Here is a 25,331-nt window from a genome sequence, read left to right as displayed (position 1 = left end):
GAGACCCGGAAATTCCGGGTCTTATTTTTTTACAAAAATGTGGGTGTAAAAGTATTTTCCATGCTCATCTTTCATCACGCAAATCGATCCGTGTGTAAAGGCTCCTTCTATAACCGCCTTATGTGCCTCACTGCCTAACCAGGCATTCACAGCACCTTCAGCCGTTCCGTAAGCTTTGGCTACATTTTCTGCAACATCCTCCGCTCCGGCCTGAGAAATAAGGTAGGCTTCACGGTCGTAAAAATTGTGATGACTTGCTTCGCCGGTAAGCACCATATATTCGGTATGTTCGGCAGCTTTAGGATAGGCGATATCAAGATCGGATAAAGGATTGAGTCCGATTTCAACACGATGAGCATTAATAAGGTCAAACACCTCGGCTTCTACATTAATCAATGTTAATGCCTGTGCCTGGTGCAGATCCTCTTCCAGGTCATGACTGCAGGAAATCAATGTGCAGCCCATCATTACATAAAGGCACAGCAGTACTGCACCCTTGGGGGTAAGGGCTTTCATAGGTTAATTTAATAAGATTTGGCCTTACTAAATTAGGTAATAACCCTACAAGAGATATGTTAAAGAAATGTTAATGTATGTGAAGTGCCCTTATTTTGTTGTGTATCAGGGCGCCAGACGTTCCAACGTCCAGTTCCAGTCCTTTTGCAGGGTATATCGCAGCCTGTCATGGAGTCTGTTCGGACGTCCCTGCCAGAATTCAATCGATAGAGGTCTTACCAAATATCCTCCCCAGTGTTCCGGCCTGGGAATATCCTTCCCTGCAAACTTCTCTTCCAAACCTTTTAATTCCTCCTCCAGAAATTCCCGGGAAGCCACTACCTCACTTTGATCGGAAACCCAAGCTCCCAGTTGACTTCCCCTGGGTCTTGACTCAAAATACCCATCAGACATGTTGGGGACTATCTTTTCTGCCTCTCCTTTAATGATCACCTGGCGTTCCAGTACCGGCCAGAAAAAAGACAAGCATACTTTGGGGTTAGCCGTTATGGCCTTCCCTTTTTCACTGGTATAATTCGTATAAAAAATAAAACCTTCTTCATTATACCTTTTTAAGAGTACCACCCTGCTTTTAGGAAATCCATCCAGTCCGAAAGTACTAACGGTCATCGCATTGGCCTCATCGATGGCATCGGAGTCTTCCACCTCATGAAACCAGGTTTGAAACAACTGCATCGGATTTTCGGGCACCTGAGATTCAAGCAGCTCTGATTTACTGTAATTCTTCCTGTAGTTACTTAGGTCTTTTCCTTTATTCATATAAGACAAATATTAGTACTCGAAGACCTTGCCATCATCGGCAAGCTCTGTATTTTCAAATATTTCTGCAGCCTCTTCTGCAAAGGCCTCCAGGACGTCATACCGGGTAGAATAATGTCCGAGAATCAGGGTGCCTACCCCGGCTTTTTTTGCAATGGTTGCAGCTTCTTTAGCTGTTGAATGACCTGTAGGCGAAGCAAGGTCGGCATGCACGTCTAAAAACGTAGCTTCATGATACAGCCAATCAACCCCCTTGATAACAGGTATGATACGCTCATTGTATCTGGTATCGCTGCAAAACGCGTACGACTTGACCGGCGGCGGGTCAAAGCTGAGCTCTTTATTAGAAATGACACGACCGTCATCAAGGGTAATATCTTTTCCCAGTTTAATATTCCTGAAATAACAGGTTTCCACCCCGTAGTGTTCTGCCGCCTCCACGTTTAGTTTACGCTGCCCGGGTTTTTCCCGAAACAGGAATCCGTTGGTATAAATTCTGTGATCAAGCGGAATGGTGTAAACCTCTACTTTTTCATCTTCAAAAACACATTCTGATTCTGTTGATTCAAGCTCGTGAAAGATCAAGGGATAATTAGTCCATGATTTCCCGAGTTTCAGCATCAGGGTAATTGCTTCTTTAATACCTTTTGGGCCATAGATATGCAACGGAGCCTCCCGACCCAGGAGCCGAAAGGTTGAAATGAGTCCCGGAAGCCCAAAAAAATGGTCTCCGTGAAGATGGGAGATAAAAATGTGTTTAATGCGTGCGAACTTTACCTTTTGTTTCCGCAATTGCACCTGAGTTCCTTCCCCACAGTCGATCAAAAAGAGATGATTTTTTATATCGAGTACCTGAGCGGTAGGATGCGTGTATGCTCTTGGGGTAGCACTGTAACAACCCAGTACGAATAACTTCATTACGAAAGATTAAGTTGCACCTGATAAGTCCTCCTATTGAACTCAGGCATCGAGATCTCTTGCAATCTCATCCATTTCAATAAGGTCATACGCTTCCTTCACGGTAGGTACTACCACGAGATCATTATTCACCTCATCGTAATTCACGGAATCGTTTACAATGACAAAGGATTTTCCCGAATTAAGGTGATCCATGGCCAGCTCATGAAGTTCCATAAGATCGCCGGCTGAAATTCCCGTAAAGGCCAGGAGATTCACTATAATATTGTCATTTTTAAATTTGCTGTAGGCCTCTGTAAGGCGTTCTCTGAAGGTAGGAAGCGAGATGCTTTCCTGGGTGATCAGGGTCGTGCTTTCATTGCTGTCAATTATCATAATCCTATTGTTTTATTTTACTTGCTAATAGATAGATCACTGCCATTCTTACGGCAACGCCATTCTCTACCTGATCGAGAATAATGGCCTGGCCGGAATCGGCTACATCACTGGTGATCTCTACCCCTCTGTTTATGGGGCCGGGATGCATAATGGTGATCTCTTTGTCCAGAGATTCAAGTAAGTTTTTGTTCAATTGGAATTGTTGGGCATATTCACGGGTGGACGGAAAGTAGCTGATATCCATCCTTTCATTTTGCACTCTCAACATATTGGCCACATCGCACCATTCAAGGGCTTTTCTAAGATTGGTCTCTACTTTAACCCCCAGAGAGGCAATGTGTTTGGGCAATAAGGTCTTAGGCCCGCAAACCATAACCTCGGCGCCCTGCAGCTGGAGGGCAAAAATATTGGAAAGGGCTACCCTGGAGTGCAGAATATCACCTACTATAACCACCTTCTTCCCGGCCACTTCCCCGAGTTTTTCCCGGATGGAATACGAATCCAACAGTGCCTGGGTAGGGTGCTCATGGGCTCCATCTCCGGCATTGATAATACTGGCCTTGACATGGTTAGAGAGAAATACTCCTGCCCCCGGATTGGGGTGACGCATGACCACCATATCAACCTTCATTGAAAGGATATTATTCACTGTATCGATCAGGGTTTCTCCTTTCTTTACCGAAGACTGGGAGGCCGAAAAATTAATGACATCTGCAGACAATCGTTTTTCTGCCAGCTCGAAGGAGAGCTTGGTACGGGTACTGTTCTCAAAGAAAAGGTTCGCAATGGTAACATCTCGCAGGGAAGGTACTTTTTTGATCGGACGGTTGATCACTTCCTTAAAGTGATCTGCAGTCTCAAAGATCAAATTGATATCTTCCCTTTTCAGGTATTTTATACCTAACAAGTGGTTAACACTTAGTTCGCTCATGCTGTTACTTACTATTTATTTACCAAAAATACCGTGTCTTCTCCCTCCTGCTCTTTCCAGGTTACTTTCACTTTCTCCTCATTAATGGCATCTACCTGCCTTCCGCGATAATCAGGCTGTATGGGTAAATGCCGGCTGAAACGCCTGTCTATAAGGGTCAGAAGCTCGATCTCTTCCGGTCTGCCAAAACTCTGAATGGCCGTCAGGGCTGCCCTGATGCTTCTTCCGGTATAGAGAACATCATCAATAAAGACCACCTTTTTACCTTCTACCAGGAAATCGATCCGGGTTTTATTGGCCTCCAGGGGCTTTTCTCCCCTTCTGAAATCGTCTCTGAAAAAGGTAATATCGAGGTAGCCCAGTTTTACTTCTTTAATATGGTAGTCAGTTTCAAGAATGCTTTTCAGTCGCTCCGCAACGCGCACACCCCTGGGCTGAATCCCAATCAGAACGGTATCCTTAAAGTCAAGATGATTCTCTATGAGTTGACAAGCCAGTCGATGTAAAATGATGTTTATTTCCTTGGCCGAAAGCAATACTTTTTGACTCATATGCTGTGAAGAAAGTGTATCGAGATGTAAAAGTAATCAATTTTTAATGACAAAGCTAATAGCCTTATCATCTTTAGGCCTCCTTAGGTTCATTTAAATTTTAAAGAATTCTCTTCCTCTCAACGGGCGTTCTTTGATGCATTTTCTTATTTTTAGGAGGAAATCATATTAACCACTATTGATAATGAAAAAAATTAAAAATTTACTGGCGGTCCTGTGTTTATCGGCTGTTCTCCCCGTGATGGGACAGAAAATGGACAAGGATAAAAGCAGGCTTATTGAACATATTGAGCAACAGCAACAAGAAATGACCACCATTTCAGACAGTATATGGGCTGCAGCAGAGGTGGCCTTTGAAGAGTCAACCTCGAGTGAGTTGCTTGCCAAATACGCCGAAGAAAATGGTTTTACGGTAACCCGGGGAGTAGCCGGCATGCCAACGGCATTTGTAGCTACCTACGGTTCCGGGAAACCCGTTATTGGGATCCTGGGAGAATTCGATGCCCTTCCCGGAATTTCTCAAAAGGCTCAACCCACTAAAGAACCTTTGCATGAAGGAGCTGCGGGTCATGGCTGCGGGCACAATCTGTTCGGTACCGCCAGCCTCGGTGCGGCAGTAGCCATCAAAAAAATGATGGATGAAGGAAAACTGGAGGGTACGGTGAAGTTTTACGGCACCCCGGCAGAGGAAAAATATTTTGGTAAGATCTGGATGGTGGAAGCCGGATTGTTTGACGACCTGGACGTTTGTTTAGACTGGCACCCCTCTGCTGAAACCAAAGCCGATGTTCAGAGTTCTCTGGCCCTGGTAGATTTTATAGTAGAATTTCACGGGCAGGCCGCACACGCTTCCAGCGACCCTTGGAACGGAAGAAGCGCCTCAGATGCCCTGGAGCTTTATACTACCGGAATTAACTTTTACCGGGAGCACATAAAGCCTACCGTACGTATTCACTACCATATACAGGACGGAGGCCAGGTAGTCAATGTTGTTCCTGACTACTCCCGTCTCTGGGTTCGGGTTCGCGACACGAAGCGTGAAGGACTTACCCCTGTGTACGAACAGGTGAAACGTATGGCCGAAGGAGCTGCTATCATGGCCAACGTTGACTATGAATTATCGCTGGTTTCCGGTATCTATGAACTTTTGGTGAACCGTACGGGAGGAGCTGCCATGCAGAAAAACCTGGAAATGTTGGGTGAGATCACCTACACCCCTGAAGAGATCAACTTCGCGAAAAAGATACAGGAGGCCGTGAATAAGCCTATGGTGGGTATTGACAGCAAGCTCAAACCTCTTGAAGAGACCAAAGAACACCCGGGCGGGGGTAGTACCGATGTGGGTGATGTGAGCTGGGTTGTGCCTACCATCAGAATGGGGGCTACGGTGGCTCCGAAAGGAACACCCTGGCATTCCTGGGCAGTCGTAGCCTGCGGAGGAATGTCTATAGGCCACAAAGGAATGATGCATGCTTCAAAAGCACTGGGTATGACCATGATCGACCTTTATAAAGACCCTGCCCTGGTGCAAAAGGTGAAAGAGGAGTTCAAGGAAAGAAAAGGCGATCATGTGTACAAGGCCATGATCCCGGAAGGTGGACCGCCGATTGAATGATGGATGATGAATTATGAATTATGAATTATGAGTTATGAGTTATGAATTATGAGTTATGAATTATGAGTTATGAGTTATGAGTTATGAATAATGAATTGTAGATGACAGATGAGTTTATAATAAAGTAAACTATAAGGCACATAACCGTATAACAGTATAACCAAAAAAAGCCTCCCAATGGGAGGCTTTTTTTAAATGATCTATAAAATATTCTTAGTCTACCCGAACAATCCTTGCCCCGATAGCACGAAGTCTGCTATCAATATCCTGATAACCTCTGTCTATCTGTTCTATATTGTGAATGGTGGAAGTTCCTTGCGCAGAAAGGGCTGCGATCAGCAATGAAACTCCTGCCCTGATATCGGGAGAGGTCATGGTGGTCGCTTTGAGTTGTGATTCAAAATCGTGACCTATTACAGTAGCGCGGTGCGGATCACAAAGGATGATCTTTGCCCCCATATCGATCAATTTATCTACAAAGAACAGGCGGCTTTCAAACATCTTTTGATGAATGAGAACACTTCCTCTTGCCTGGGTAGCAACTGTTAACACAATACTTAAAAGGTCGGGAGTAAATCCGGGCCACGGCGCATCGGAAATGGTTAAAACCGAACCATCAATATAATTCTGAATTTCGTACCCTTTCTTGTGTTCGGGCACAAAAATATCATCTCCCCTTCTTTCTATTTTTATACCTAATTTTTCAAACACCATGGGTATTTGCCCCAGGTTTTCCCAGCTCACATTTTTAATTGTGATCTCACTTTTGGTCATAGCAGCCAAGCCGATCCAGCTTCCGATCTCGATCATATCGGGAAGCATGGTATGTTCGGTACCTCCAAGCTCTTCTACACCTTCTATAGTGAGGAGGTTAGAGCCCACGCCGCTGATCTTTGCACCCATTCTGTTCAGCATTTTACACAATTGCTGTAAGTAGGGTTCACAGGCTGCATTATAAATGGTGGTAGTACCTTTAGCCAAAACGGCTGCCATTAATATATTGGCTGTTCCTGTTACAGAGGCCTCATCGAGCAGCATATCAGCCCCTTTTAAGGATTTGGCCTCTACCCCATAGAAGTACTCTTCGCGGTTATACCTGAACTTGGCACCCAGCTTGATAAAACCTTCAAAATGCGTATCTAATCGTCTGCGCCCGATCTTATCTCCTCCCGGTTTGGGTATATATCCTTTACCAAATCGAGCCAACAGCGGCCCTACCAACATGATAGAACCTCTTAAGCCTCGACCGTCTTTTTTAAACTCCTCCGACTGCAGGTATTCCAGGTGCACGTCATCGGCTTTAAAGGTATAGGAAGACGACCCGATCTTCTGGATCTTGACACCCAGGTTCTCGAGCAGGTCGATCAATTTATTTACGTCAATGATATTCGGAATGTTGTGAATGGTTACTTTCTGATCAGTAAGCAACACGGCACAAAGTATTTGCAGGGCTTCGTTTTTTGCACCCTGGGGGGTGATCTCACCTTTTAATTGGTGACCACCCTCAATTTTAAATGTTCCCATAGCTGATAATTGGTGTGATTAGTAACGTTTTTTGCCTCGTCCTTTTCCATGGTGCTTTCGACCGCCCCGGCTGGATTTGTGGCTGTGGCTGTGGCTGTGGCTGTGGCTACTACGCACCAGGTTTTTACTTTCAGCAAGGTCTTCGTCCCATTTGGCCAGGTTGATCGCCCCGTCGCTGAGTTCGAACAGATGTTGAAAGATCACCTCATCTTCAACCGTATCCTTGTTCCAGTTGAGGTAACTCTTCTTCATATGATTAGCGATGGTAAATTTCAGGGCATCTTTCAGGTCGCCATCTTCCCAGGAAACACATACGTCTATCATACGTTTTATGTTATTACCGTAAAAACGGTATTTAGGAAAGTTCTGCGGGTACTCTAATGGCTCCGGCCGCTCTTCGAGCATTTCCCTTGTAGGTGTAGGGTAAGGCGAATCTACATCGAGTTTAAAATCTGAGATGATAAATAACTGATCCCAAAGTTTATGTTGAAAGTCTGGAACGTCACGCAGGTGTGGGTTCAAGTTCCCCATAACCCCGATAATGGCATTAGCCACCTTATTGCGTTCTTCTCGGTCTTCTATTGAAACGGCATGATCGACCATTTTCTGAATATGTCTGCCATATTCCGGAATGATCAATTTAGGACGTTCACTGTTGTATTCTAAATTGTCAATCAAAATAATAAGTGATTATAAATCTGTAGTTTATCTGAAGTAGTATGATCTGCCCCCGAAAATAAGAAAAATAAATGGACCCCGCAGAAATTACAACGAAATTACCCCTTCAATGGTACTAATTGCCTTGTATTTTTCAATAACGGCTTCCGGGCTGGCCATATTCACCTCAATAGATACACTGGTATATTTTCCTCCTGAGGAGGTTTTTTTCTGTATAACCGCTCCGGTATTATCAAAGTTTTTCTCAATGGCAGCTACTTTATCTGCATCGGTGGGCACAATGAATTTGTAGAGATATGGAGACGGCCATGACGTACTTTCTTCTAACTCATCGCGTAATCTTTTATAAAACGCTTCAACATCTTTTGGGTCTTTCATCGGTACGAAATTCTTTTAGTGCAAAGATAGTCCTTACAAATGTATTTTTTATTACCATTTCATTTAGTTATTTTGCCATGTGGGAATTATGATAGAAAGTACTAAAAAAATAGTAGTGACGGGCGGTCCGGGAACAGGTAAGACAACTCTGATCGATACGCTGAAAGACAAAGAGTTTCATTGCCTTCCTGAAATATCCCGACAGGTAACCCTGGAAGCCAGAGAACAGGGTATTGAACAATTGTTTTTAACCGATCCCCTGCTATTCAGTAAAAAACTGCTGGAGGGTCGGGTCAATCAGTTTATTGAATCCCTGAACCTCACCAAAAACCTGGTCTTTTTTGACCGTGGAATTCCCGACGTAGTGGCTTACCTTGATTACATCGGAGACGATTATCCGGCATTATTTGAAGAAGCCTGTAAAGAACACCTATATGACCAGGTGTTCCTGCTTCCTCCCTGGGAGGATATATACATTTCAGACAACGAACGGTATGAGAACTTTGACCAGGCAAAAAGAATTCACGAACACCTGGAGCGAACCTACAGCCGCTTCGGTTATCATTTAACAGAGGTCCCCACCGGCACCCCTGAAAGCCGCACCGAATTCATCATCAATAATTTACTTTAAAATGGAAACCATATCCCCCGAAAAGGTATTGAGATCCTATTGGGGATACAATTCTTTTCGTCCTCCCCAAAAGCAGATCATCACCCACATAAACAATGGGGAGAACGCCCTGGTGCTCCTACCAACCGGAGGAGGCAAGTCTGTATGTTACCAGGTACCTGCTTTAAGCAAAGAGGGTATTTGCATCGTTATTTCTCCGCTGGTTGCACTGATCAATGACCAGGTAAAGCAACTCAAAGAGCGGGGTGTTAAGGCTCTGGCTATTACCGGTGGTATTTCCTACAGCGAATTGAACGACCGGCTTGACAATGCCATTTACGGCAATTACAAGTTTCTGTACCTGTCACCCGAACGCCTTCAGCAGGAACTGATCACAGAACGTATCAGGCAAATGCCGGTAAACCTGATCGCCATTGATGAAGCGCATTGTATTTCACAATGGGGAAACGACTTCCGACCGGCCTACAGGAGCTGTGGCATTTTAAAAGACATGTTCCCCAACATTCCTCTGGTAGCGCTTACCGCAACAGCTACCCCTGAGGTGGTAAAAGACATTAAAGAGAATCTCCATATAACCGAAGCCCCCACCTTTAGTGCTTCTTTTGAAAGAGCAAACCTGCGTTATTGGATCAGACCTTGTCATGATAAACATTACGAGATAAGCAGGATCTTCCATAAGCTATCAGGCAGTGGCATCGTATATATCAGAAGCAGAAAAAAAAGTGTCACCCTTTCCCAGGAACTTAACCAACGTGGTATCTCGGCCGCCTTTTTTCACGGAGGACTTTCTGCGGAAGAAAAAAAGTCAAAACTGGAGGATTGGCTGGAAGGGAAAGTCAGGGTCATGGTAGCCACCAATGCCTTTGGAATGGGCATAGACAAAGCAGATGTTCGCTGTGTGATACATGCCGATCTTCCTGATTCTCTTGAAAATTATTTCCAGGAGTCCGGCAGGGCCGGAAGAGACGGCAAAGAATCATGGGCCATGTTACTGTACAACGATGCCGACCTGGAAACCCTGGAAAACCAATTTGTAAAAACCATTCCCGACCGCAAATTTATCGGTCTGCTCTATAATAAACTGTGTAATTTCCTGCAGATAGCCTATGGAGATGGAAGCGGAGAAACTTTTCAGATAAACTTCAACTCCTTTTGCCATACCTATCAGCTGAACCCTGTTGCGGCCTACAACGGACTCCAGCTGTTAGACCGCAACTCTGTAATTCGGTTGAGTGAACAATTCAGAAGATCGGTCAGTCTTCAATTCACCGTGAATAATCATAAGTTATTTCATTATATGGACCGGAATCCTTCCTATGAAGGGCTTATACAACTTATTCTGAGAACCTATGGCGGGGTATTTGACATTATGACGGCTGTAAACACCAGGTTACTGGCTACCAAAACGGGTATGGAAGAAAAGCGAATCACGGCTATGCTGCATCAATTGGCTACCGATGAGCTCATTGAGCTCAAGGTGGTCAATGCCGATACCAGTATTACCTTTTTACAACCCAGGGAAGATCACCATACCATTAACAGTATTGCCCGCGATATTGACATCCAGCGTAAAAATAAAATAGAACGTATAGCGCATGTACGCTCATTTCTGGATACTGATACCTGCCTGAGCCGGTACCTCAGTGAATACTTTGGTCAAAAAACAGCCTCAAGCTGCGGCAATTGCTCGAATTGCAGCAAACAAAAAACAGCTAAAGGCGAACGCGATATAAACATGGTACGAAAAGTGGTGATACATACACTTTCAAAAGGACCTATGAGCTCAAGGGCATTGGTTGAACACCTGGGTGTTCCGGAAGATAAGGTCCTCCATGCGTTACACACTATGCTGCAAGAAGAAGAAATTAGTCGCAATCAAAAGAACGAATATTACATCAAATGAAGCGAAAACTGAGAATCGTATTTATGGGTACCCCCGATTTCGCCGTGGAGACCCTCAAAAGCATCCTGGAAGCAGGCCATGAAGTAGTCGGCGTGATAACCGCCCCTGACCGTCCTGCCGGACGCGGGCGAAAGCTGCAAATGCCGGCGGTAAAGAAATTTGCCTTAAGCAAGGATCTGAACGTCTTACAACCCACCAACCTGAAAGATCCTGAATTCCTGGAAACATTACGATCATTACAGGCAAACCTACAGGTGGTGGTAGCCTTCAGAATGTTGCCCGAAGCTGTTTGGGCCATGCCGGAATACGGCACCTTTAACCTTCACGCCTCTCTCCTGCCCGAATACAGGGGTGCCGCCCCCATAAACTGGGCCTTGATCAACGGGGAAACCCAAACCGGAGTTACCACTTTTTTCATCGATGAGAAAATTGACACCGGAGCTGTGATCCTGCAGGAGACTACAAACATAACCCCTCAAATGAATGCCGGTGAACTTCACGACCATTTAATGAAGATCGGGGCAGAACTCGTTATTAAGACCTTGAACCTGATAACCTCAGGAGCCGTTTCTACCCAATTACAGCCAAAAGGAGACCAGGAGAAAAAGGCTTATAAACTAAACAAAGAGAACTGTAAGATCAATTGGGAGACATCGGCCGAAACTATTCATAACCTTGTAAGAGGTCTAAGTCCGTATCCCGGCGCCTGGTGCCATTTTGAACAGGACGGTAAGTCCGCTCCCGTAAAGATCTATGCTGCTGCACTCACTGAAAAACCCGCTACCGCTCCGGCAGGAAGCCTGAAAGTTGAAAACAAACAGCTTCTGGCAGCCACCAAAGATCAATGGTTGGAGGTACTTGAATTACAATTGCCGGGGAAGAAACGGATGGCAGTCAAAGACTTATTGAACGGCATGCAGTTAAATGAAGGGGCTATGTTTAGCTAAACCCTTATAAACAGTACTATTAAGCGTATTTTCGTAAAAAAAGGCTTACTTTATTAACAATAATCTGAAGTTATCAACAAATTTCGCCGTTTTCCTTGCTATTACTTGCATGGCAAGGATTTCCGATTAAATTTGTGAAACGATTAGAATAAATGTTTAACCAATCTATTTGTAAAATCTTTAAATTATGAACAAAACAGAATTAATCGATGCAATGGCTGCAGATGCAGGAATCACTAAAGCTGCTGCTAAGAAAGCACTTGAATCATTTCTAGGTAACGTTGAAGGTACCCTTAAGAAAGGTGGAAGAGTTTCTCTGGTAGGTTTCGGATCCTGGTCTGTATCTAAAAGATCTGCCAGAGAAGGTAGAAACCCACAAACGGGAGCTACTATCAAGATCGCTGCTAAAAATGTAGTGAAATTTAAGGCAGGTGCTGAACTTTCTAGCGCAGTAAACTAATCTTATTCTATAAAAAAGAAAAGCGCCCAATGGGCGCTTTTTTTTTGCTTTACACCCAAATTGTATAATTTTTTCTTACTGATTATTTTCATTTCATAGAAAGTTATTATATTTAAGAATGTAACTATTCAAAATCAAGGGCTTATGGTTTCTTTAACTCCAAAGAAAGGCCATTTGCTCATTGCCGAACCTTCCATTATTGGCGATGTAGCTTTCAACAGGTCTGTTGTGCTTCTGGCTGAGCACAACCAGGAAGGGTCAATTGGATTCATCTTGAACAAGCCCCTTGAATTCAGACTCAACGAACTCGTTCCTGATATTAAAAAGTCATTTAAGGTATTCAACGGAGGCCCCGTTGAACAGGATAACCTCTATTTTATCCACAAGGTCCCGGAGTTGATCGAGAACAGTATTGAAATTTCTAACGGCATCTATTGGGGTGGTGATTTTGAAACCATCATTGACCTGATCAATAACGGTGCCATCAGAGAGGAAGACATTAAGTTTTTCCTTGGGTATTCCGGATGGGAGAACATGCAGCTGGAACGTGAGCTGGGTTCTAACTCCTGGGTAGTTTCAGAAAATGACTACAAGAGCAGCATCATTAAAAAATCTACCTTGCACTTCTGGAAAGAGAAAATGTTAGAACTTGGAGGCGATTACATTATCTGGTCGAATGCTCCTGAAAATCCATCCCTAAACTAAACTGATCTTTTGCGCTATCCCAAAAGGCGTACCTGAGCGTTCAGGCGACCCAAAAGCATTTTACTTACTTCTATTTCGTATTCTTTTTTACGGTATTTCCTTACAGGAATGATACCACTGATCACGTTGGTGATAAAAAGCTCATCGGCTTTCTGGAGTTCAAAAGGTGAAATGGAAGCTTCTTCCAGGGTGAGGTCTTCAGTTTTCCCGATGATATCAATAAGTTTTTTTCGCAGGATCCCGTTCAGAGCACCATCACTCAAAGGCGGCGTTTTTATCGTACCGCCCTTTACCAAAAACAGGTTTCCGTTCAGGGCCTCAGCAACTTTCTTTTCAGTATTGAGCAACAAACAGTTGTCATATTCATTCTCCTCAGCATAGATCCCTGCAAGTACATTCACTGCACGGTTATTTGATTTGATGGTACTCAACAAACCGGGTGCTATATAATGATCTTTGAAAAGCTCTACCTCATAGGATCGTTCCCGATCGATCAGGTAAAACGGATTCTCCAGTTCTGAAGTTTCTATGATATAGTCTACCCCCCGGTCTTTTGGAGTATACAACCCGCCATTCTTTCTGAATACCGTTAATCGTATTCGGGCCGTTTTTTGATGAACCCGGTTCTTTTCAAGGGTCTCCAGGATTTTCGCTTCAAGAAATTCCATGGTAAATTCCATCGGGATCTCCATGCGCAATATTCGCATGGATGCCATGAGCCGCAGGTAGTGATCTTCCCAAAACAACACCTTACCGGCATGAGCCCTTAAGGTTTCAAAAACAGCATCTCCATATCGAAGTCCTCTGTTCTTTTCATTTAAAAAAACGGCTTCATCATCAAGAACTACCCCATTAAAATTTACCATAAAAAATGCCTTGAAAGTTTTCAAGGCACAAATATACTGGTATTGGGTCAGGTTTCCTAAACCGATCCTAACACGTGTTTTAGATCGGAGATCTGATTCTCCCAAAGCATTTTAGCTTCATCCATTTCATCCTCTTCCGTAAAGTCGGTAACCATCAATGAAACGTCTTTGGTGATCTCATCGACCACGATCTTCATTTCAAAAAAAGAGTCGTCTTCAGACTCCAGCCACCTGAACTTGATCAGCTCTCCGCTTTTCTTTCGGAGCACCTTAGCCTTCTCCTCTGAGTCGTCCCAGATAAAGGTGAAAAGTTCGCCTCTTGAGTTTACATTATCGGCAAACCATTCAGACAAACCGGAGGGAGTGGCTATATACTGATATAACAGTGAGGGAGATGAATGGATAGGGAATTCCATCTCGTATTTGATCTTATCTTCCATAGGTTAATTAGTTGATTCTTGTGGGTCAATATAATTATTTCTACAGAACCACAATATAAATTACGATGAAAATATTTTTTTGACTTTAGTTTGTACAAGGTAATATTGTTTTTATATTTGCACCCGCTAAGAAAAACAACTCTTAGCCCTACGGAATGGCGAGGTAGCTCAGTTGGTTAGAGCGTCGGATTCATAACCCGGAGGCCACGGGTTCAAATCCCGTCCTCGCTACAACAAACAAAAGGCTTTCGAGAGATCGGAAGCCTTTTTTATTTGGCGGGTACAACATAGGTGAAATCACCTGTTGTTCTGCAGCCTATCACAGCCTTTGGTATTCTGAATAATCCGTCTCCGATTCATATATTCTCATCTTATCGTTATCTGGAAAGCTTATCCTTATAACTCCGGAATCCACATTAATCTGTATTTCATAGGTTTCAAACTCAAGGTTCTTCCAGCTTCCGGAATTAGTGCCAGCATCTATGCATACATCTTCATTATTCAACCTATAGCCCTTCATTAATAGCGAACCATCTGCATAAAATACATATCGCCCTTTCTTCTGGCATGGAGTAGCAAAAAATTCTTCATTCGAATCCAGGCGATAAATGTACTGCCAGGTACCAATTATCGGGTCTACATCTCCCGGATCATCATCCTTAGTGCAGGAGGAAAAGGTAATGATCACTAGTGCAAACAATAAATATCTCATGGTGCAATTTGATTTAAATAGATTAATATGTATAGGTATATCAGGCAATACTGTGACTGCTGCTATATCCTGTATATTGAAGAATGCTAAACCTTCTCTTTGTATTTGATAACTCTAATCACCTTAGTGGTGCCATTGATTTCTTCAATCCTGACCGGCAGCTGATTTTCGTCGAATTCATAGAGGAACTGCTTACCGGAGTATGATGAAAGGTATTTTTTCAGGTCTACGATACTTTCCATACTAAAAAGCCCTCCATCAAAATGAAAGATCAATTGATTGTTAAACGACCCAAATTGATTCTTCCTGATCGTAATCCAGGGATCTTTGGGAAGCGGATCATTCAAATAGTCATAGGCTACAGTTTGAGTTCCGGAACTGGTAGTGATGGTCTTGCTCAGTGGAAGCCCTTCCATATAAATCACTTCTATCTGGGTTTGTCCATTATCTTGTTTATAAATCATCCCATCAGCATTTAGCCCATATTGAAGTTCATACGTCTTGTTATTATTCTCATCAAATCGTTCTACGATTATTTGTGAAGAAGTATAAGAAACTTTGTCTATTCGGGTAGTAATACCGCTTATGGCATTCTCCGACCATTGCAGTTCAATGATATCCCCATTTTCATAGACTATCCGGTTTACCGACATTACATCGCCTTGCTGGTCGTATTTCACTATCTCCTCCACTAACCCGGTAACGTTGTATGAATATACATTTCCGGATTTAAACACTCCATTTTCATCAAAGACACTGTCGAGACTCTTTTTGTTGTTATCAAAGTAGGTTACCTTGGTGCCTAACATTAAATCGTTTCGACTTGTAGTTGAAGAAATTTTCAGAATATCGTAACCGGTTACCAATTGGTTATTCTGACCGAGATTAGCCAGCTCAGATGTTTCATTAGTTTTTGAACATAAATTCAAAATGAAAACAAAAGTCAGATAAGGAAGTGCTTTTAAAAATTGAGCCATATTTAATCGTCTAAAACGGCTCTACATCACCTTCAGCACAATACGTGTCAGGCAGTTAGCCTTTCGAATATATAGATTTAATTCTAAAAAATATAGTGCTTTACGTCAAAATTTTAATGGCAGTTGTTCCTATTACTGATCTACAAATAGCTACTAATAAATGGCTGCTAAAAACAAGGATACTGTGGTTATTCTATTTCCTCCTTTTTGTATTTATCTGAATTGGCTTTAACAAGCAGGTAGGGCACCCCGATAACAACCGCGATTATTAACCCATACCATTCAATGGCAGGATCGCCAAGCCAGTAAGATAACAAACTGCCTGCTGCAATGATAACAGCCATGCCGAACATGGCATTTCTAAAGACAACTGAGATACCTTTGATATCAACTTTTGCCTTTTCTTCAGGACTCAGGGTATTATACCCTGCAATCAGATTGTAGGCCTTTCCGTTTTTAACTAATACGCCCAGCACGATAAAAAGAATTGCCACCAATATCATATTTTCTATTGTTTCAATCTATTTCAGAAGTTTTCCTAACACACAGATCGCTTAAGTTTTAAGGGAACATCGCATAGGTATCTGAACTGCTTACCCTGGTTATTCCAAGTTCCTTCTCAAACTTAAATTGCACCTCTCCATTGGTAAGCGCTACAGCCTCCCCGGTAAAATCAGTCACCAGCCTGCCGATCTCCAGGGAAAGTTGTTTTTTCTCCAAACTGCTAAGCCCTGTAAATTCTTCATCCTTAATAATGATCAAAAGCTCTGAGTTATTGTGCAGGTTCACTTCAACCTCATTGAGGCCATGGGTTTCAGTTAAAACTTGTTTTAAGTTACTGACATACTTCATTTTTTGAGGGAAGCCGGAACAACCGATGCTAAAAGATAAAAGGACGATAGCCAGGAATAGGAAGATGTTTTTCATAGTTCAGTTTTTTAGTGGTTAAAGTCGGTGTCATTTCACTTTCAGAGCAGAATGATCTGCATTTAATATTATTGCAGGTACTTCATAATTTCCTGTTCAAATTCCGGATCACCGGGCCTTAGATCAGAGTTCATCAAAATCTCACCAGTTGGAGAAATGAGCACATACTTTGGAATAGTAATCAAGACCATAGACATACCTTTATACGAGGATTCAGAGTAAGCCAGTGATAAAAAAGGATCCTCATCGGTCTTTCCATACCAATACTGATCTTTTGTCCATTTCCGCTTGGTCAAAAATTCCCTCCATGTTTCTATATCATGATCTAAAGACACTGAAATAAACCTGATGTTTTTATCGGTATACTTTTCGGCAAGTTTTTTATAGTTAGGCGCATCCTTGAGGCAGGGACCGCACCAGGTGGCCCAAAAATCGATAACCAGATAGCTTTCCCTGAATTCATGGGTAGAGACCTCGGCACCCTCCCAGCTTATCAGGTTGCCATCAATCATCGTACGCCCTTCTGCAGCCAATTGCATCCTTGCCCGTTCTTTGTCAAAGTTCATCTCCTGATCCACTCCCCTCTGGGCAAAGGCAGAGAATCCTGTACATATGAAAATGATTAAGGCTATTTTTTGTGTCATAAGAAGATCAGGTTTTCTTCAAAACGGAAGTGCCGGGAAAATAATACTCATACAGACACTCGCTCGAATATAAGAAAATATTCTATATAAATTAAGAGGCAGACGAACCCCAAAACAATCCTACCGTTAACAAAATGATTTGTAAAGGAACGACCTCCTGCCAAAAGTGCTTTACAAACTATAGGAGGAATCTGTCAAATTTATGTGGATATATTCATTTTTACGGAATACCGTAATTTTAAATTCTCAAACTCCACTAATTTTGTATAAAGGAAGATAAAAGCAATTGCCAAAACCTGTAACCTGATGATTCACAAAGTTTTAATTGCAGAAGACATTGACAGTATTAACGAAGGTCTTGGAAAGCATCTCAGGGATGCCTTCGGGTTTCAGGTCGTGCAGGCTAAATATTGCGATGAGGCCTACCTGAAAATTAAAAGATCCATACTGGATGAAGAACCTTTCGATCTTCTGATCACAGATTTATCTTTCAAAGAAGATCACAGAAACACGAACCTAAAAGATGGAGAAATGCTGGTGGCAAAGTTGAGGGAAGAAGGAATTGCCATAAAGTCCATCATGTATTCAATAGAAGACCGTCCGTATAAATTGAAAAATCTAGTAAACAAATTAAACCTCGATGCTTTTGTAACCAAAGGCCGCAACAGCATTAATGAAATGACCGAGGTAATCACGGCCATGATGAACGGTGGCAAGGTAACACCTTTGCAAAACCACCTCCCCAACACTGAAGAGGAGGTTATGAATATCGACGAATATGATATTGCCTTACTTTCCAGGTTGGCAGATGGTTCTTCTCAGGAAGAGATCGGGAACGAATTTAAGGCATCAGGTATTAAACCGGCCAGTCTCAGCAGCATTGAGAAGCGCATCAACAAACTCAAAATATCGCTAAAAGCTAAAAACACTATTCATCTGATTGCCATAGCAAAAGATATGGGGATCATTTAAAAAGTTATGGTATACGGATTCCCGTAAGGATACTGCATCAACAATACACATCTTTGACAACGTGTTAACAGCACAAATGAATCTTTTTGACCAATGGTCATAAAAGGTTTGGGGGAAAGAAAACCCTTCCGATAAGGAAGGGTTTTTTGTTTTTACACCATGTATGAACATCAGAACTGCGCAACTTCTGTAGAACCTTTCATGGCTACCGTAGCTGCCTTGCCGCCGGTTACCGTATTCTGAAGGGCATCAAAATAGGTAGTTCCTACAAACGATTGGTGCTTCACGGCCCGGAAGCCTTCATCCTGTAGGGCAAATTCTTTTTCCTGCAGGGCAGAATATCCAGCCATACCCTTTTCTTTATAGGCCTTCGCCAATTCGAACATACTGGTATTCAAGGCGTGAAAACCTGCCAGGGTAATGAATTGAAATTTATACCCCATGGCCGCCAGCTCTTCTCTGAAGGTGAGCATTTCATTGTCAGAAAGTTTCGCAGCCCAGTTAAAGGAAGGAGAACAATTATAAGCCAGAAGCTTGCCCGGAAATTGTTCGTAGATGGCATCGGCAAAAGCTTTGGCCTGTGACAGGTCGGGAGTTGAAGTTTCCATCCATAAAAGATCTGCATAGGGGGCATACGACAAGCCTCTGTCTATGGCCTGGAGTATACCGTTCTTAACATGGTAAAAGCCTTCCTCGGTACGCTCCCCGGTAATAAACTTACGATCTCTTTCATCAACGTCGGAGGTGATCAGGGTGGCCGCATCGGCATCGGTTCGCGCAATGATCACAGTAGGCACATCCATAATATCGGAAGCAAGTCTTGCCGCAACCAGCTTCTGTATGGCTTCGCGAGTAGGCACCAGGACTTTTCCGCCCAGGTGGCCGCATTTTTTTGCTGAAGATAGCTGGTCTTCAAAGTGTACTCCTGAAGCCCCGTTCTCAATCATCCCTTTCATTAATTCAAAAGCATTGAGGTTACCTCCAAATCCGGCTTCGGCATCTGCAACAATGGGCACCAGGTAATCTTTGATCGCTTTTTGGTTATTCACATGCTGAATCTGATCGGCACGCAACAGGGCGTTATTGATTCGCTTCACTACCATGGGGACACTATTGGCCGGATAGAGTGATTGATCAGGATACATCTCTCCCGCCAGGTTGGCGTCTGCAGCCACCTGCCATCCGCTCAGGTAAATAGCTTCCAGCCCGGCATCTACCTCCTGAACAGCCTGGTTTCCGGTAAGTGCACCCAATCCGGCAACCACTTCCCTGGTGTTTAGTTTTTCCCAAAGGAGCTTCGCCCCTCTTTTTGCCAGGGTGTACTCGATCTCGTAACTGCCGCGAAGCCTCAAAACTTCATCGGCGGTGTATGGCCTCTTTATCCCCTTCCAGCGAGGATCATTAATCCAGCTTTGTGCCAGTGCTTCAGCTTTTTTTTGTGTTTTCATAATGTTGTTTTGATTTTGAAATTAGGTTATAGGATCCCTGCCCGGGAATGGGCCGGGGATTTGATTGGTATTAAAAAATGATGTATTTAGGTTTCGGTCAGCTTATTCCAAATATCGATAGACTTTAAGGGTTAGAAATTCTTCAAAACCACTGCAGAGTACCAGGTCATGAAATATCTCTGTAGCAGTATCCAGGCTGTTTAACCCTACCCCCGACTTTGCCAGGTAATGCTGTACTTTAGGCAGCTCTTTCGCAAAAAGGTCTTCATACAATGCTTCGTTAAATATCCTGCCATCGGTCAGCTGAACTTTCTTATGATACCATTGCCAGAGCTGAGCCCGACAGATCTCGGCCGTTGCCGCATCCTCCATGAGGTTGTATAAGGCTGCCGCTCCGTTTCCTTCCAGCCAGTACACCAAATACAATACCCCTATATGAATATTGAGACGCACCCCCGCTTCGGTGATCTCTCCTTTTGGCAATTCAAGGAGCTGCTCCTCGCTTATCTGAAGATCTTTTAGTTTTCGGCCGATCTGGTTGGCTTCGGGCATATGAGCATCAAAGATCTCCCTTGCCACCCCTACCAACCCGGGGTGCGCCACCCAGGTACCGTCATGACCGTTTCTAACCTCTCTCTCCTTATCCTTTCGTACCTTTTCATAGGCATCCCTGTTGGCCTCTTCGTTATCTTTTACCGGAATTTGAGCAGCCATCCCGCCGATGGCATGTACTCCCCTGTTATGACACACCTGGATCACCCTTAAAGAATAGGCATTCATAAAGGGAGATTGCATGGTGATCTGTGCCCTGTTGGGGGTTACCAGGTTTTGCATCCTGAATTTCTTGATATAGGAGAAAATATAATCCCATCGTCCGCAGTTCAGACCGGCCATATGATCTCTGAGTTCATAAATGATCTCATCGAGCTGAAAGCTTGCTGTAATGGTTTCAATCAAAACCGTTGCCTTAATAGTACCCACGGAAATGCCGAGATACTCCTGAGCAAAGACGAAGACCTCATTCCACAATCGAGCCTCCAGGTAATGCTCGAGTTTCGGAAGATAAAAATACGGGGCGCTTCCCCTTTCCAACAAGGCTTTCGCATTGTGATAAAAGAACAAGGCAAAATCAAAGAGCGATGCTGAGGCCATAACCCCATCTATAAGGATGTTCTTTTCATATAAATGCCATCCTCTGGGTCTTACGATCAGGGTAGCTGTCTGTTCTTTGAGGGTGTAGTGTTTCCCGGTAACCGGGTGGGTAAATGAAATGGTCTTAAGCACTGCATCCCGTAGATTTCTTTGTCCCTCCATAACATTGGACCAGGTAGGAGACGTACTATCCTCCAGATCGGCCATAAAACAATTCGCACCGGAATTCAGAGCGTTGATCATCATTTTGCGGTCCACGGGTCCGGTGATCTCTACCCTGCGGTCCTGAAGATCTTCGGGAATAGGCGCTGCTGCCCAGGCTCCCTCCCTGATATCCCGGGTCTCTATAGGAAACTGAGGCAGTTCTCCCTGGTCAAATTCCCGTTGCATGGCTTCCCTTCTTTGCAAAAGATGCAGACGTTGCGGATTAAATTTTTGATGAAGGGTTGTAAAGAATTCCTTGAAATTTTCATCCAGCAGGTCTGGGTAATGTGCTTTCACTCCTTTTGAAAAAGCAAAGCTCTCGGCGGTCTTGGTCAGAAGTTTTTCCATAATGAATTGATTATGTGACCAATATTAAAAAGTAATTTTCAATAAAACAAGCGAACGTTCGCAAAATAGATAAAAGACGCTAATTTTTAGTTGTTCGCTAAATGATCTATATTTGAACTATGCCTTTAAAAGAAGAACACATACGGTTAATCTTCGGATTAAAAATGCGGCAGTTGCGTAACAGGAAAAATCTCTCCCTTTACGGCTTGTCGAAAAAAAGCGGACTCTCGAAATCGTATCTCAACGAGATCGAGAACGGGAAAAAGTATCCGAAGCAGGACAAGATCCTGGAATTGGCCACTGCCCTTGACACCTCCTATGACGAAATGGTATCCCTGAAACTTGATCAGAACCTGGCTCCTCTGGGCGATATTCTGGAGAGTGGAGTTTTAAAAGAGTTACCCTTATCGTTATTCGGCATTGCCGAGCACGATCTGATCAACATCATATCCAATGCACCTTCCAAGGTGAACGCTTTTATAAGTACTATTATCGAGATCGCTAAAAGTTACAACCTGGGTATTGAAGGCTTTTATCTCGCTGCCCTCCGATCGTACCAGGAGGCTGAAAACAATTTTTTCGTTGACCTTGAGAATGCTGCCGTGCGCTTTGCTGAGGCTTACCAGATCAACCTGGAAGAGCATATCGTTTCTGACGACCTCAAAGCCATCTTAGAAGAAGAATACGGGTATACCATTGTAGACAACGGCATTGAGAAAGACCCGATGCTCAACAACCTCCGTTCTGTTTTTGTTCCGGACAGTAAAAAGCTTTTATTGTCTTCGGCTATCGATGAGGCACAGCGTTCTTTTATTTTCGGGAAAGAGATCGCCTACAATTACCTGGAACTTATGGTGCGTCCGTATACCTTTTCCTGGATCAAATACAACAGCTTTGACGAGGTGTTGCATAACTTTTACGCTTCCTATTTTTCAGGAGCCCTCATGCTTCCCCGCAAAAATTTAAAAGAAAAACTCACCGGGTTACTACAGAGCACTAAATGGGAGGAGTCACAATTCAAAGACCTCATCAGCAGTTTCAAAACCTCTCCTGAGACCGTTTACCAGCGGTTAACCAATATTCTGCCCCATGATTTTGGTTTCAGAGACCTCTTCTTTCTGCGGTTTATTCACAAACAGGGAGAACCTCATTTTACGTTGAACAAGGAACTTCATGTTACCCAACGCCAAAAGCCATCAACCAGAGATTACAGAGCGCACTACTGCCGACGATGGATCTCCATCAAAACCTTGCAGCACATATCCATAAGCCCTGAAGATCATTTTTTTGGAGCCCAGGTCTCCGTGTATCAGAACGGCAACAAATACCTGGTGTTGTCATCATCTACCCCAGACCCTTTTGTAGCCAACCAATACCGCAGTGTTAGCCTTGGGATCTTAATTACCCCTCACCTTCAAAAGAAATACCCTTTTTTAAACCACCACGACCTGGAAGAAGTTCAGGTAGGTATCACCTGTGAATCCTGCCCTATAACCAACTGTGAGGTGCGCGCGGTACCCCCTAAACGCCTGTTAAAGGCCCAGCATTTCAAGGAAACCGAATGCAAGGTGGAGGAGTTAATGAGCATGCACGGAAAAGATTCAAAAACTTAAAAACTGCCTTCAAATAAGCTTTGCAATCTCAAAAAATGTCTTATTTTTGCAGCCTCCTTACAACGATAGTATCGTTTACGGGGTGTAGCGTAGCCCGGTTATCGCGCCTGCTTTGGGAGCAGGAGGTCGCAGGTTCGAATCCTGCCACCCCGACACATTGAGCCTACAATCAGGCACAAATACTGAATATTCCTATGAAAATGGGCTTTTTTGACCCTTTTTTCATAGGAATATTTCTTTTTGATGTAGTTTGAAAGGTTACCTCTAAGGTGACCTAAATTAAAACCGCATTAATTTTTAACTTCACGAATACCCGTGTGGGACTTTGGAATTCTGCCAAGAATCAAAGTTTCATTAATACACAAGGGTATGTCAACTACAAAATTTCTTTACATCAATTTCTGGACGGTAAAAGCCAAAGCCCTAAGAGGAAAGTTACCGGTCTATGCCCGTGTTACCGTAGAAGGAAAACGCGCAGAGATCAGCACCCAGATCCGGGTGGAACCCTCCCAGTGGGATGTCAAAAGCGGAAGGATCGTCGGACGCTCTGAAAAAGTACGCTCGCTGAACAAGAAGTTAGCCGAAGTCGAAGCCAGGATTCACCGCTGTTATGAAGAATTGCGCTATGAAGGCCGGTTTATCTCGGCCGTGAATATCAAAAAAAGGTACTCGGGAGAAGATAGCAGCGGGAAAACCCTCAAAGATGTCTTTACTTACCACAAGGAAAAGATGAAGGGTATCCTCGCCAAGGGTACCTTAAAGAATTACGGAGCCACGGAGAAATATATCTTCCGTTTTCTCAAACGAACCCACAAGGTAGATAACCTGGTCTTAAAAGAACTGGAATCCCGCTTCATTGTCGATTTTGAGCACTTTTTAAGACAGCAACCCACCCTGAATAACAATGGCGTCATGAAGCACCTGGAACGCTTTAAAAAGCTAATTAAAATGGCGTATGAGTTGGAATGGATGGACCGGAATATTTTCAGGCACCATAGACTTAAATTCCAGCGGGTGGATAAGGAGTTTTTAAGCCAGAAGGAGTTGGAGCAACTGATCAACCTAAAACTGGAAAGGGCTTCCCTGAAGATCACCCGGGATATCTTTTTGTTTTCCTGTTATACCAGTCTGGCCTATGCCGATGTAAAAGAGCTGAGGCAAGAAAACCTGGTGCAAAAGGCTGATGGTAAATTCTGGATCAAATCTAAAAGGGCCAAGACCGGAGTTCCGCTAAATATTCCTTTACTCCCTATCCCCCTTAAGATCTTAGAGCGCTACCGAGAACACCCCAGGGTGAGTCAATCGGGGTTATTGTTACCTGTTTACTCCAATCAGAAGATCAATGCGTATTTAAAGGAGATCGCCATTAAGGCAGCCATCACCAAGAAATTCACCTTTCATACCGCCCGTCATACCTTTGCCACCACGGTTACCCTTTCCAACGGGATGCCCATAGAAACCGTTTCCAAATTATTAGGGCATACCAAACTGGCCACCACCCAGATCTATGCCAGGGTACTGCAAAAGAAAATAGGGCAAGACATGGAGGATCTGGAACGAAAGTTAGCGGCTATGCAACCCTAAAAACCCTCAAAACCTTTTAAATTATTTATGTTTAAACGTTTGTAAACGGCTCGGAAGGAACCCAGGCCCATTTCCCTTAAGGAAAAGCGCCTGCAGGTACACCCTCGGACACCTTTTCAAGACACCGTTTTAAAAGGAGTCCGCAGCCCTGTTAAGGGCTTAAAATATTACCCGAGCCATCCTCTCCAGACCCGTCCCCACCCTTTCAGATAAGGTTTATTTTTTCTGGAGGCGACTGCATAAAGCCGGTCGCTAACTTCCTTTTTATAAGTCGCCGGTTCCATAAAAAATAAAGGTTCCGGACTGAAAAGGGAACAGCGACGGCTCTGAAGGAAGTATGGATCATAGTGAATAAAAATGTTCACTGCGTTCAATAGGGTTAAAAAAGTGGCAAGGGAAACGCTCCGGGTAAAGAAAGTATGGGGTTTTCGGGTGTGGAGCTTTATTTTCAAAAGTCCGGTAAAAGTAATTTTATTCCATATGGATAAAATGGAATAGCAAGAGGGCAACGCGCTAGAGCTCGTTGCGGTTATTCCATTTTTGGATTAAC

27 protein-coding genes and 2 tRNA genes are annotated in these 25,331 nt (G+C 43.6%); 11 read left to right on the top strand and 18 right to left on the bottom strand.

All coding sequences use genetic code 11. The annotated features are described in order from the left end of the window. Positions 1–21: 21 nt before the first annotated feature. The 6 genes from E7Z59_RS12810 to pyrR form a co-directional block, all read right to left on the bottom strand. Positions 22–516, bottom strand: coding sequence for a CAP domain-containing protein (locus tag E7Z59_RS12810; RefSeq protein WP_136336732.1), 495 nt, complete (start codon positions 514–516; stop codon positions 22–24). 105 nt (positions 517–621) lie between these two features. Then, complete coding sequence (pdxH, locus tag E7Z59_RS12805; protein WP_136336731.1) at positions 622–1,275, bottom strand: pyridoxamine 5'-phosphate oxidase; 654 nt, start codon at positions 1,273–1,275, stop codon at positions 622–624. Positions 1,276–1,287: 12 nt separating this feature from the next. After that, positions 1,288–2,193 carry a ribonuclease Z gene (locus E7Z59_RS12800; RefSeq protein ID WP_136336730.1) on the bottom strand — a complete coding sequence of 302 codons (906 nt, stop codon included), beginning with the start codon at positions 2,191–2,193 and terminating at the stop codon, positions 1,288–1,290. A gap of 42 nt (positions 2,194–2,235) precedes the next feature. Continuing rightward, the gene (locus E7Z59_RS12795) at positions 2,236–2,568 is read right to left on the bottom strand and encodes a ribonuclease Z (RefSeq protein ID WP_136336729.1); all 333 of its coding nucleotides are present in this window, start codon (positions 2,566–2,568) and stop codon (positions 2,236–2,238) included. Between the two features lie 4 nt (positions 2,569–2,572). Further along, entirely contained in the window at positions 2,573–3,502 is a 930-nt protein-coding gene (locus E7Z59_RS12790) for an aspartate carbamoyltransferase catalytic subunit (RefSeq protein ID WP_136336728.1), read from the bottom strand. An 11-nt stretch (positions 3,503–3,513) separates the two neighbouring features. Further along, a complete protein-coding gene (gene pyrR / locus E7Z59_RS12785; protein ID WP_136336727.1) occupies positions 3,514–4,053 on the bottom strand; it encodes a bifunctional pyr operon transcriptional regulator/uracil phosphoribosyltransferase PyrR in 540 nt (179 codons plus the stop codon). A 184-nt stretch (positions 4,054–4,237) separates the two neighbouring features. On the opposite strand from pyrR, the gene E7Z59_RS12780 reads away from it, so the two are divergent. Then, on the top strand, positions 4,238–5,668 hold the full coding sequence (locus tag E7Z59_RS12780) for an amidohydrolase (RefSeq protein WP_136336726.1): 1,431 nt from the start codon (positions 4,238–4,240) through the stop codon (positions 5,666–5,668). A 213-nt stretch (positions 5,669–5,881) separates the two neighbouring features. Here the strand turns inward: E7Z59_RS12780 and murA are convergent, their stop codons facing one another. The 3 genes from murA to E7Z59_RS12765 all read right to left on the bottom strand — a co-directional run bounded on the left by murA (position 5,882) and on the right by E7Z59_RS12765 (position 8,248). Next, on the bottom strand, positions 5,882–7,192 hold the full coding sequence (gene murA / locus E7Z59_RS12775) for a UDP-N-acetylglucosamine 1-carboxyvinyltransferase (protein ID WP_136336725.1): 1,311 nt from the start codon (positions 7,190–7,192) through the stop codon (positions 5,882–5,884). Positions 7,193–7,210: 18 nt separating this feature from the next. Continuing rightward, positions 7,211–7,870, bottom strand: a complete 660-nt coding sequence (locus tag E7Z59_RS12770; RefSeq protein WP_136336724.1) for a DUF4290 domain-containing protein — start codon at positions 7,868–7,870, stop codon at positions 7,211–7,213. Positions 7,871–7,957: 87 nt separating this feature from the next. Next, on the bottom strand, positions 7,958–8,248 hold the full coding sequence (locus E7Z59_RS12765; protein WP_136336723.1) for a DUF493 family protein: 291 nt from the start codon (positions 8,246–8,248) through the stop codon (positions 7,958–7,960). Positions 8,249–8,336: 88 nt separating this feature from the next. Here E7Z59_RS12765 and E7Z59_RS12760 point away from each other — a divergent pair, with 88 nt between their 5' ends. The 5 genes from E7Z59_RS12760 to E7Z59_RS12740 all read left to right on the top strand — a co-directional run bounded on the left by E7Z59_RS12760 (position 8,337) and on the right by E7Z59_RS12740 (position 12,894). After that, positions 8,337–8,879 (top strand): AAA family ATPase, encoded by a 543-nt coding sequence (locus tag E7Z59_RS12760; protein ID WP_136336722.1) that lies wholly within the window; start codon positions 8,337–8,339, stop codon positions 8,877–8,879. Position 8,880: 1 nt separating this feature from the next. Then, positions 8,881–10,782, top strand: a complete 1,902-nt coding sequence (locus E7Z59_RS12755) for a RecQ family ATP-dependent DNA helicase (RefSeq protein ID WP_136336721.1) — start codon at positions 8,881–8,883, stop codon at positions 10,780–10,782. Then, the gene (fmt, locus tag E7Z59_RS12750; protein WP_136336720.1) at positions 10,779–11,729 is read left to right on the top strand and encodes a methionyl-tRNA formyltransferase; all 951 of its coding nucleotides are present in this window, start codon (positions 10,779–10,781) and stop codon (positions 11,727–11,729) included. Before E7Z59_RS12755 ends, fmt begins: the two co-directional genes overlap by 4 nt. Before the next feature lie 187 nt (positions 11,730–11,916). After that, positions 11,917–12,189 carry an HU family DNA-binding protein gene (locus E7Z59_RS12745; protein WP_136336719.1) on the top strand — a complete coding sequence of 91 codons (273 nt, stop codon included), beginning with the start codon at positions 11,917–11,919 and terminating at the stop codon, positions 12,187–12,189. Between the two features lie 144 nt (positions 12,190–12,333). Next, positions 12,334–12,894, top strand: a complete 561-nt coding sequence (locus E7Z59_RS12740) for a YqgE/AlgH family protein (protein WP_136336718.1) — start codon at positions 12,334–12,336, stop codon at positions 12,892–12,894. A gap of 14 nt (positions 12,895–12,908) precedes the next feature. Here E7Z59_RS12740 and E7Z59_RS12735 read toward each other — a convergent pair whose 3' ends face one another. Further along, complete coding sequence (locus E7Z59_RS12735; protein ID WP_136336924.1) at positions 12,909–13,760, bottom strand: aminotransferase class IV; 852 nt, start codon at positions 13,758–13,760, stop codon at positions 12,909–12,911. Positions 13,761–13,816: 56 nt separating this feature from the next. Then, complete coding sequence (locus tag E7Z59_RS12730) at positions 13,817–14,200, bottom strand: START-like domain-containing protein (protein ID WP_136336717.1); 384 nt, start codon at positions 14,198–14,200, stop codon at positions 13,817–13,819. A 157-nt stretch (positions 14,201–14,357) separates the two neighbouring features. On the opposite strand from E7Z59_RS12730, the gene E7Z59_RS12725 reads away from it, so the two are divergent. Continuing rightward, positions 14,358–14,431: transfer RNA gene (locus tag E7Z59_RS12725), tRNA-Met, on the top strand. A gap of 88 nt (positions 14,432–14,519) precedes the next feature. Here the strand turns inward: E7Z59_RS12725 and E7Z59_RS12720 are convergent. From E7Z59_RS12720 to E7Z59_RS12700, 5 genes are all read right to left on the bottom strand, one after another. Continuing rightward, positions 14,520–14,912, bottom strand: a complete 393-nt coding sequence (locus tag E7Z59_RS12720) for a hypothetical protein (protein WP_136336716.1) — start codon at positions 14,910–14,912, stop codon at positions 14,520–14,522. A gap of 86 nt (positions 14,913–14,998) precedes the next feature. After that, positions 14,999–15,721, bottom strand: coding sequence for a hypothetical protein (locus tag E7Z59_RS12715; protein WP_136336715.1), 723 nt, complete (start codon positions 15,719–15,721; stop codon positions 14,999–15,001). Positions 15,722–16,077: 356 nt separating this feature from the next. Continuing rightward, positions 16,078–16,392 (bottom strand): DUF3784 domain-containing protein, encoded by a 315-nt coding sequence (locus E7Z59_RS12710; RefSeq protein WP_136336714.1) that lies wholly within the window; start codon positions 16,390–16,392, stop codon positions 16,078–16,080. 58 nt (positions 16,393–16,450) lie between these two features. Further along, entirely contained in the window at positions 16,451–16,816 is a 366-nt protein-coding gene (locus E7Z59_RS12705; protein ID WP_136336713.1) for a hypothetical protein, read from the bottom strand. A gap of 68 nt (positions 16,817–16,884) precedes the next feature. Continuing rightward, positions 16,885–17,460, bottom strand: coding sequence for a TlpA family protein disulfide reductase (locus tag E7Z59_RS12700; protein WP_136336712.1), 576 nt, complete (start codon positions 17,458–17,460; stop codon positions 16,885–16,887). A 306-nt stretch (positions 17,461–17,766) separates the two neighbouring features. Here E7Z59_RS12700 and E7Z59_RS12695 point away from each other — a divergent pair, with 306 nt between their 5' ends. Further along, positions 17,767–18,432 carry a response regulator transcription factor gene (locus tag E7Z59_RS12695; RefSeq protein WP_136336711.1) on the top strand — a complete coding sequence of 222 codons (666 nt, stop codon included), beginning with the start codon at positions 17,767–17,769 and terminating at the stop codon, positions 18,430–18,432. A 170-nt stretch (positions 18,433–18,602) separates the two neighbouring features. Here E7Z59_RS12695 and aceA read toward each other — a convergent pair whose 3' ends face one another. Beyond that, positions 18,603–19,880, bottom strand: coding sequence for an isocitrate lyase (aceA, locus tag E7Z59_RS12690; protein ID WP_136336710.1), 1,278 nt, complete (start codon positions 19,878–19,880; stop codon positions 18,603–18,605). A 102-nt stretch (positions 19,881–19,982) separates the two neighbouring features. Continuing rightward, positions 19,983–21,584 (bottom strand): malate synthase A, encoded by a 1,602-nt coding sequence (aceB, locus tag E7Z59_RS12685; RefSeq protein WP_136336709.1) that lies wholly within the window; start codon positions 21,582–21,584, stop codon positions 19,983–19,985. Between the two features lie 119 nt (positions 21,585–21,703). Between aceB and E7Z59_RS12680 the strand changes: the two genes are divergently transcribed. From E7Z59_RS12680 to E7Z59_RS12670, 3 genes are all read left to right on the top strand, one after another. After that, complete coding sequence (locus tag E7Z59_RS12680) at positions 21,704–23,197, top strand: helix-turn-helix domain-containing protein (RefSeq protein ID WP_136336708.1); 1,494 nt, start codon at positions 21,704–21,706, stop codon at positions 23,195–23,197. Between the two features lie 78 nt (positions 23,198–23,275). Then, positions 23,276–23,350: transfer RNA gene (locus E7Z59_RS12675), tRNA-Pro, on the top strand. 216 nt (positions 23,351–23,566) lie between these two features. Next, a complete protein-coding gene (locus tag E7Z59_RS12670) occupies positions 23,567–24,781 on the top strand; it encodes a site-specific integrase (RefSeq protein WP_136336707.1) in 1,215 nt (404 codons plus the stop codon). Positions 24,782–25,331: the final 550 nt, after the last annotated feature.

It is taken from the genome of Robertkochia marina (genome assembly GCF_004799345.1).
Taxonomy (GTDB): Bacteria; Bacteroidota; Bacteroidia; order Flavobacteriales; family Flavobacteriaceae; genus Robertkochia; species Robertkochia marina.
The sequence above is the reverse complement of the archived record's forward strand: the minus strand, read 5'-3'. Positions and strand labels throughout refer to the sequence as shown.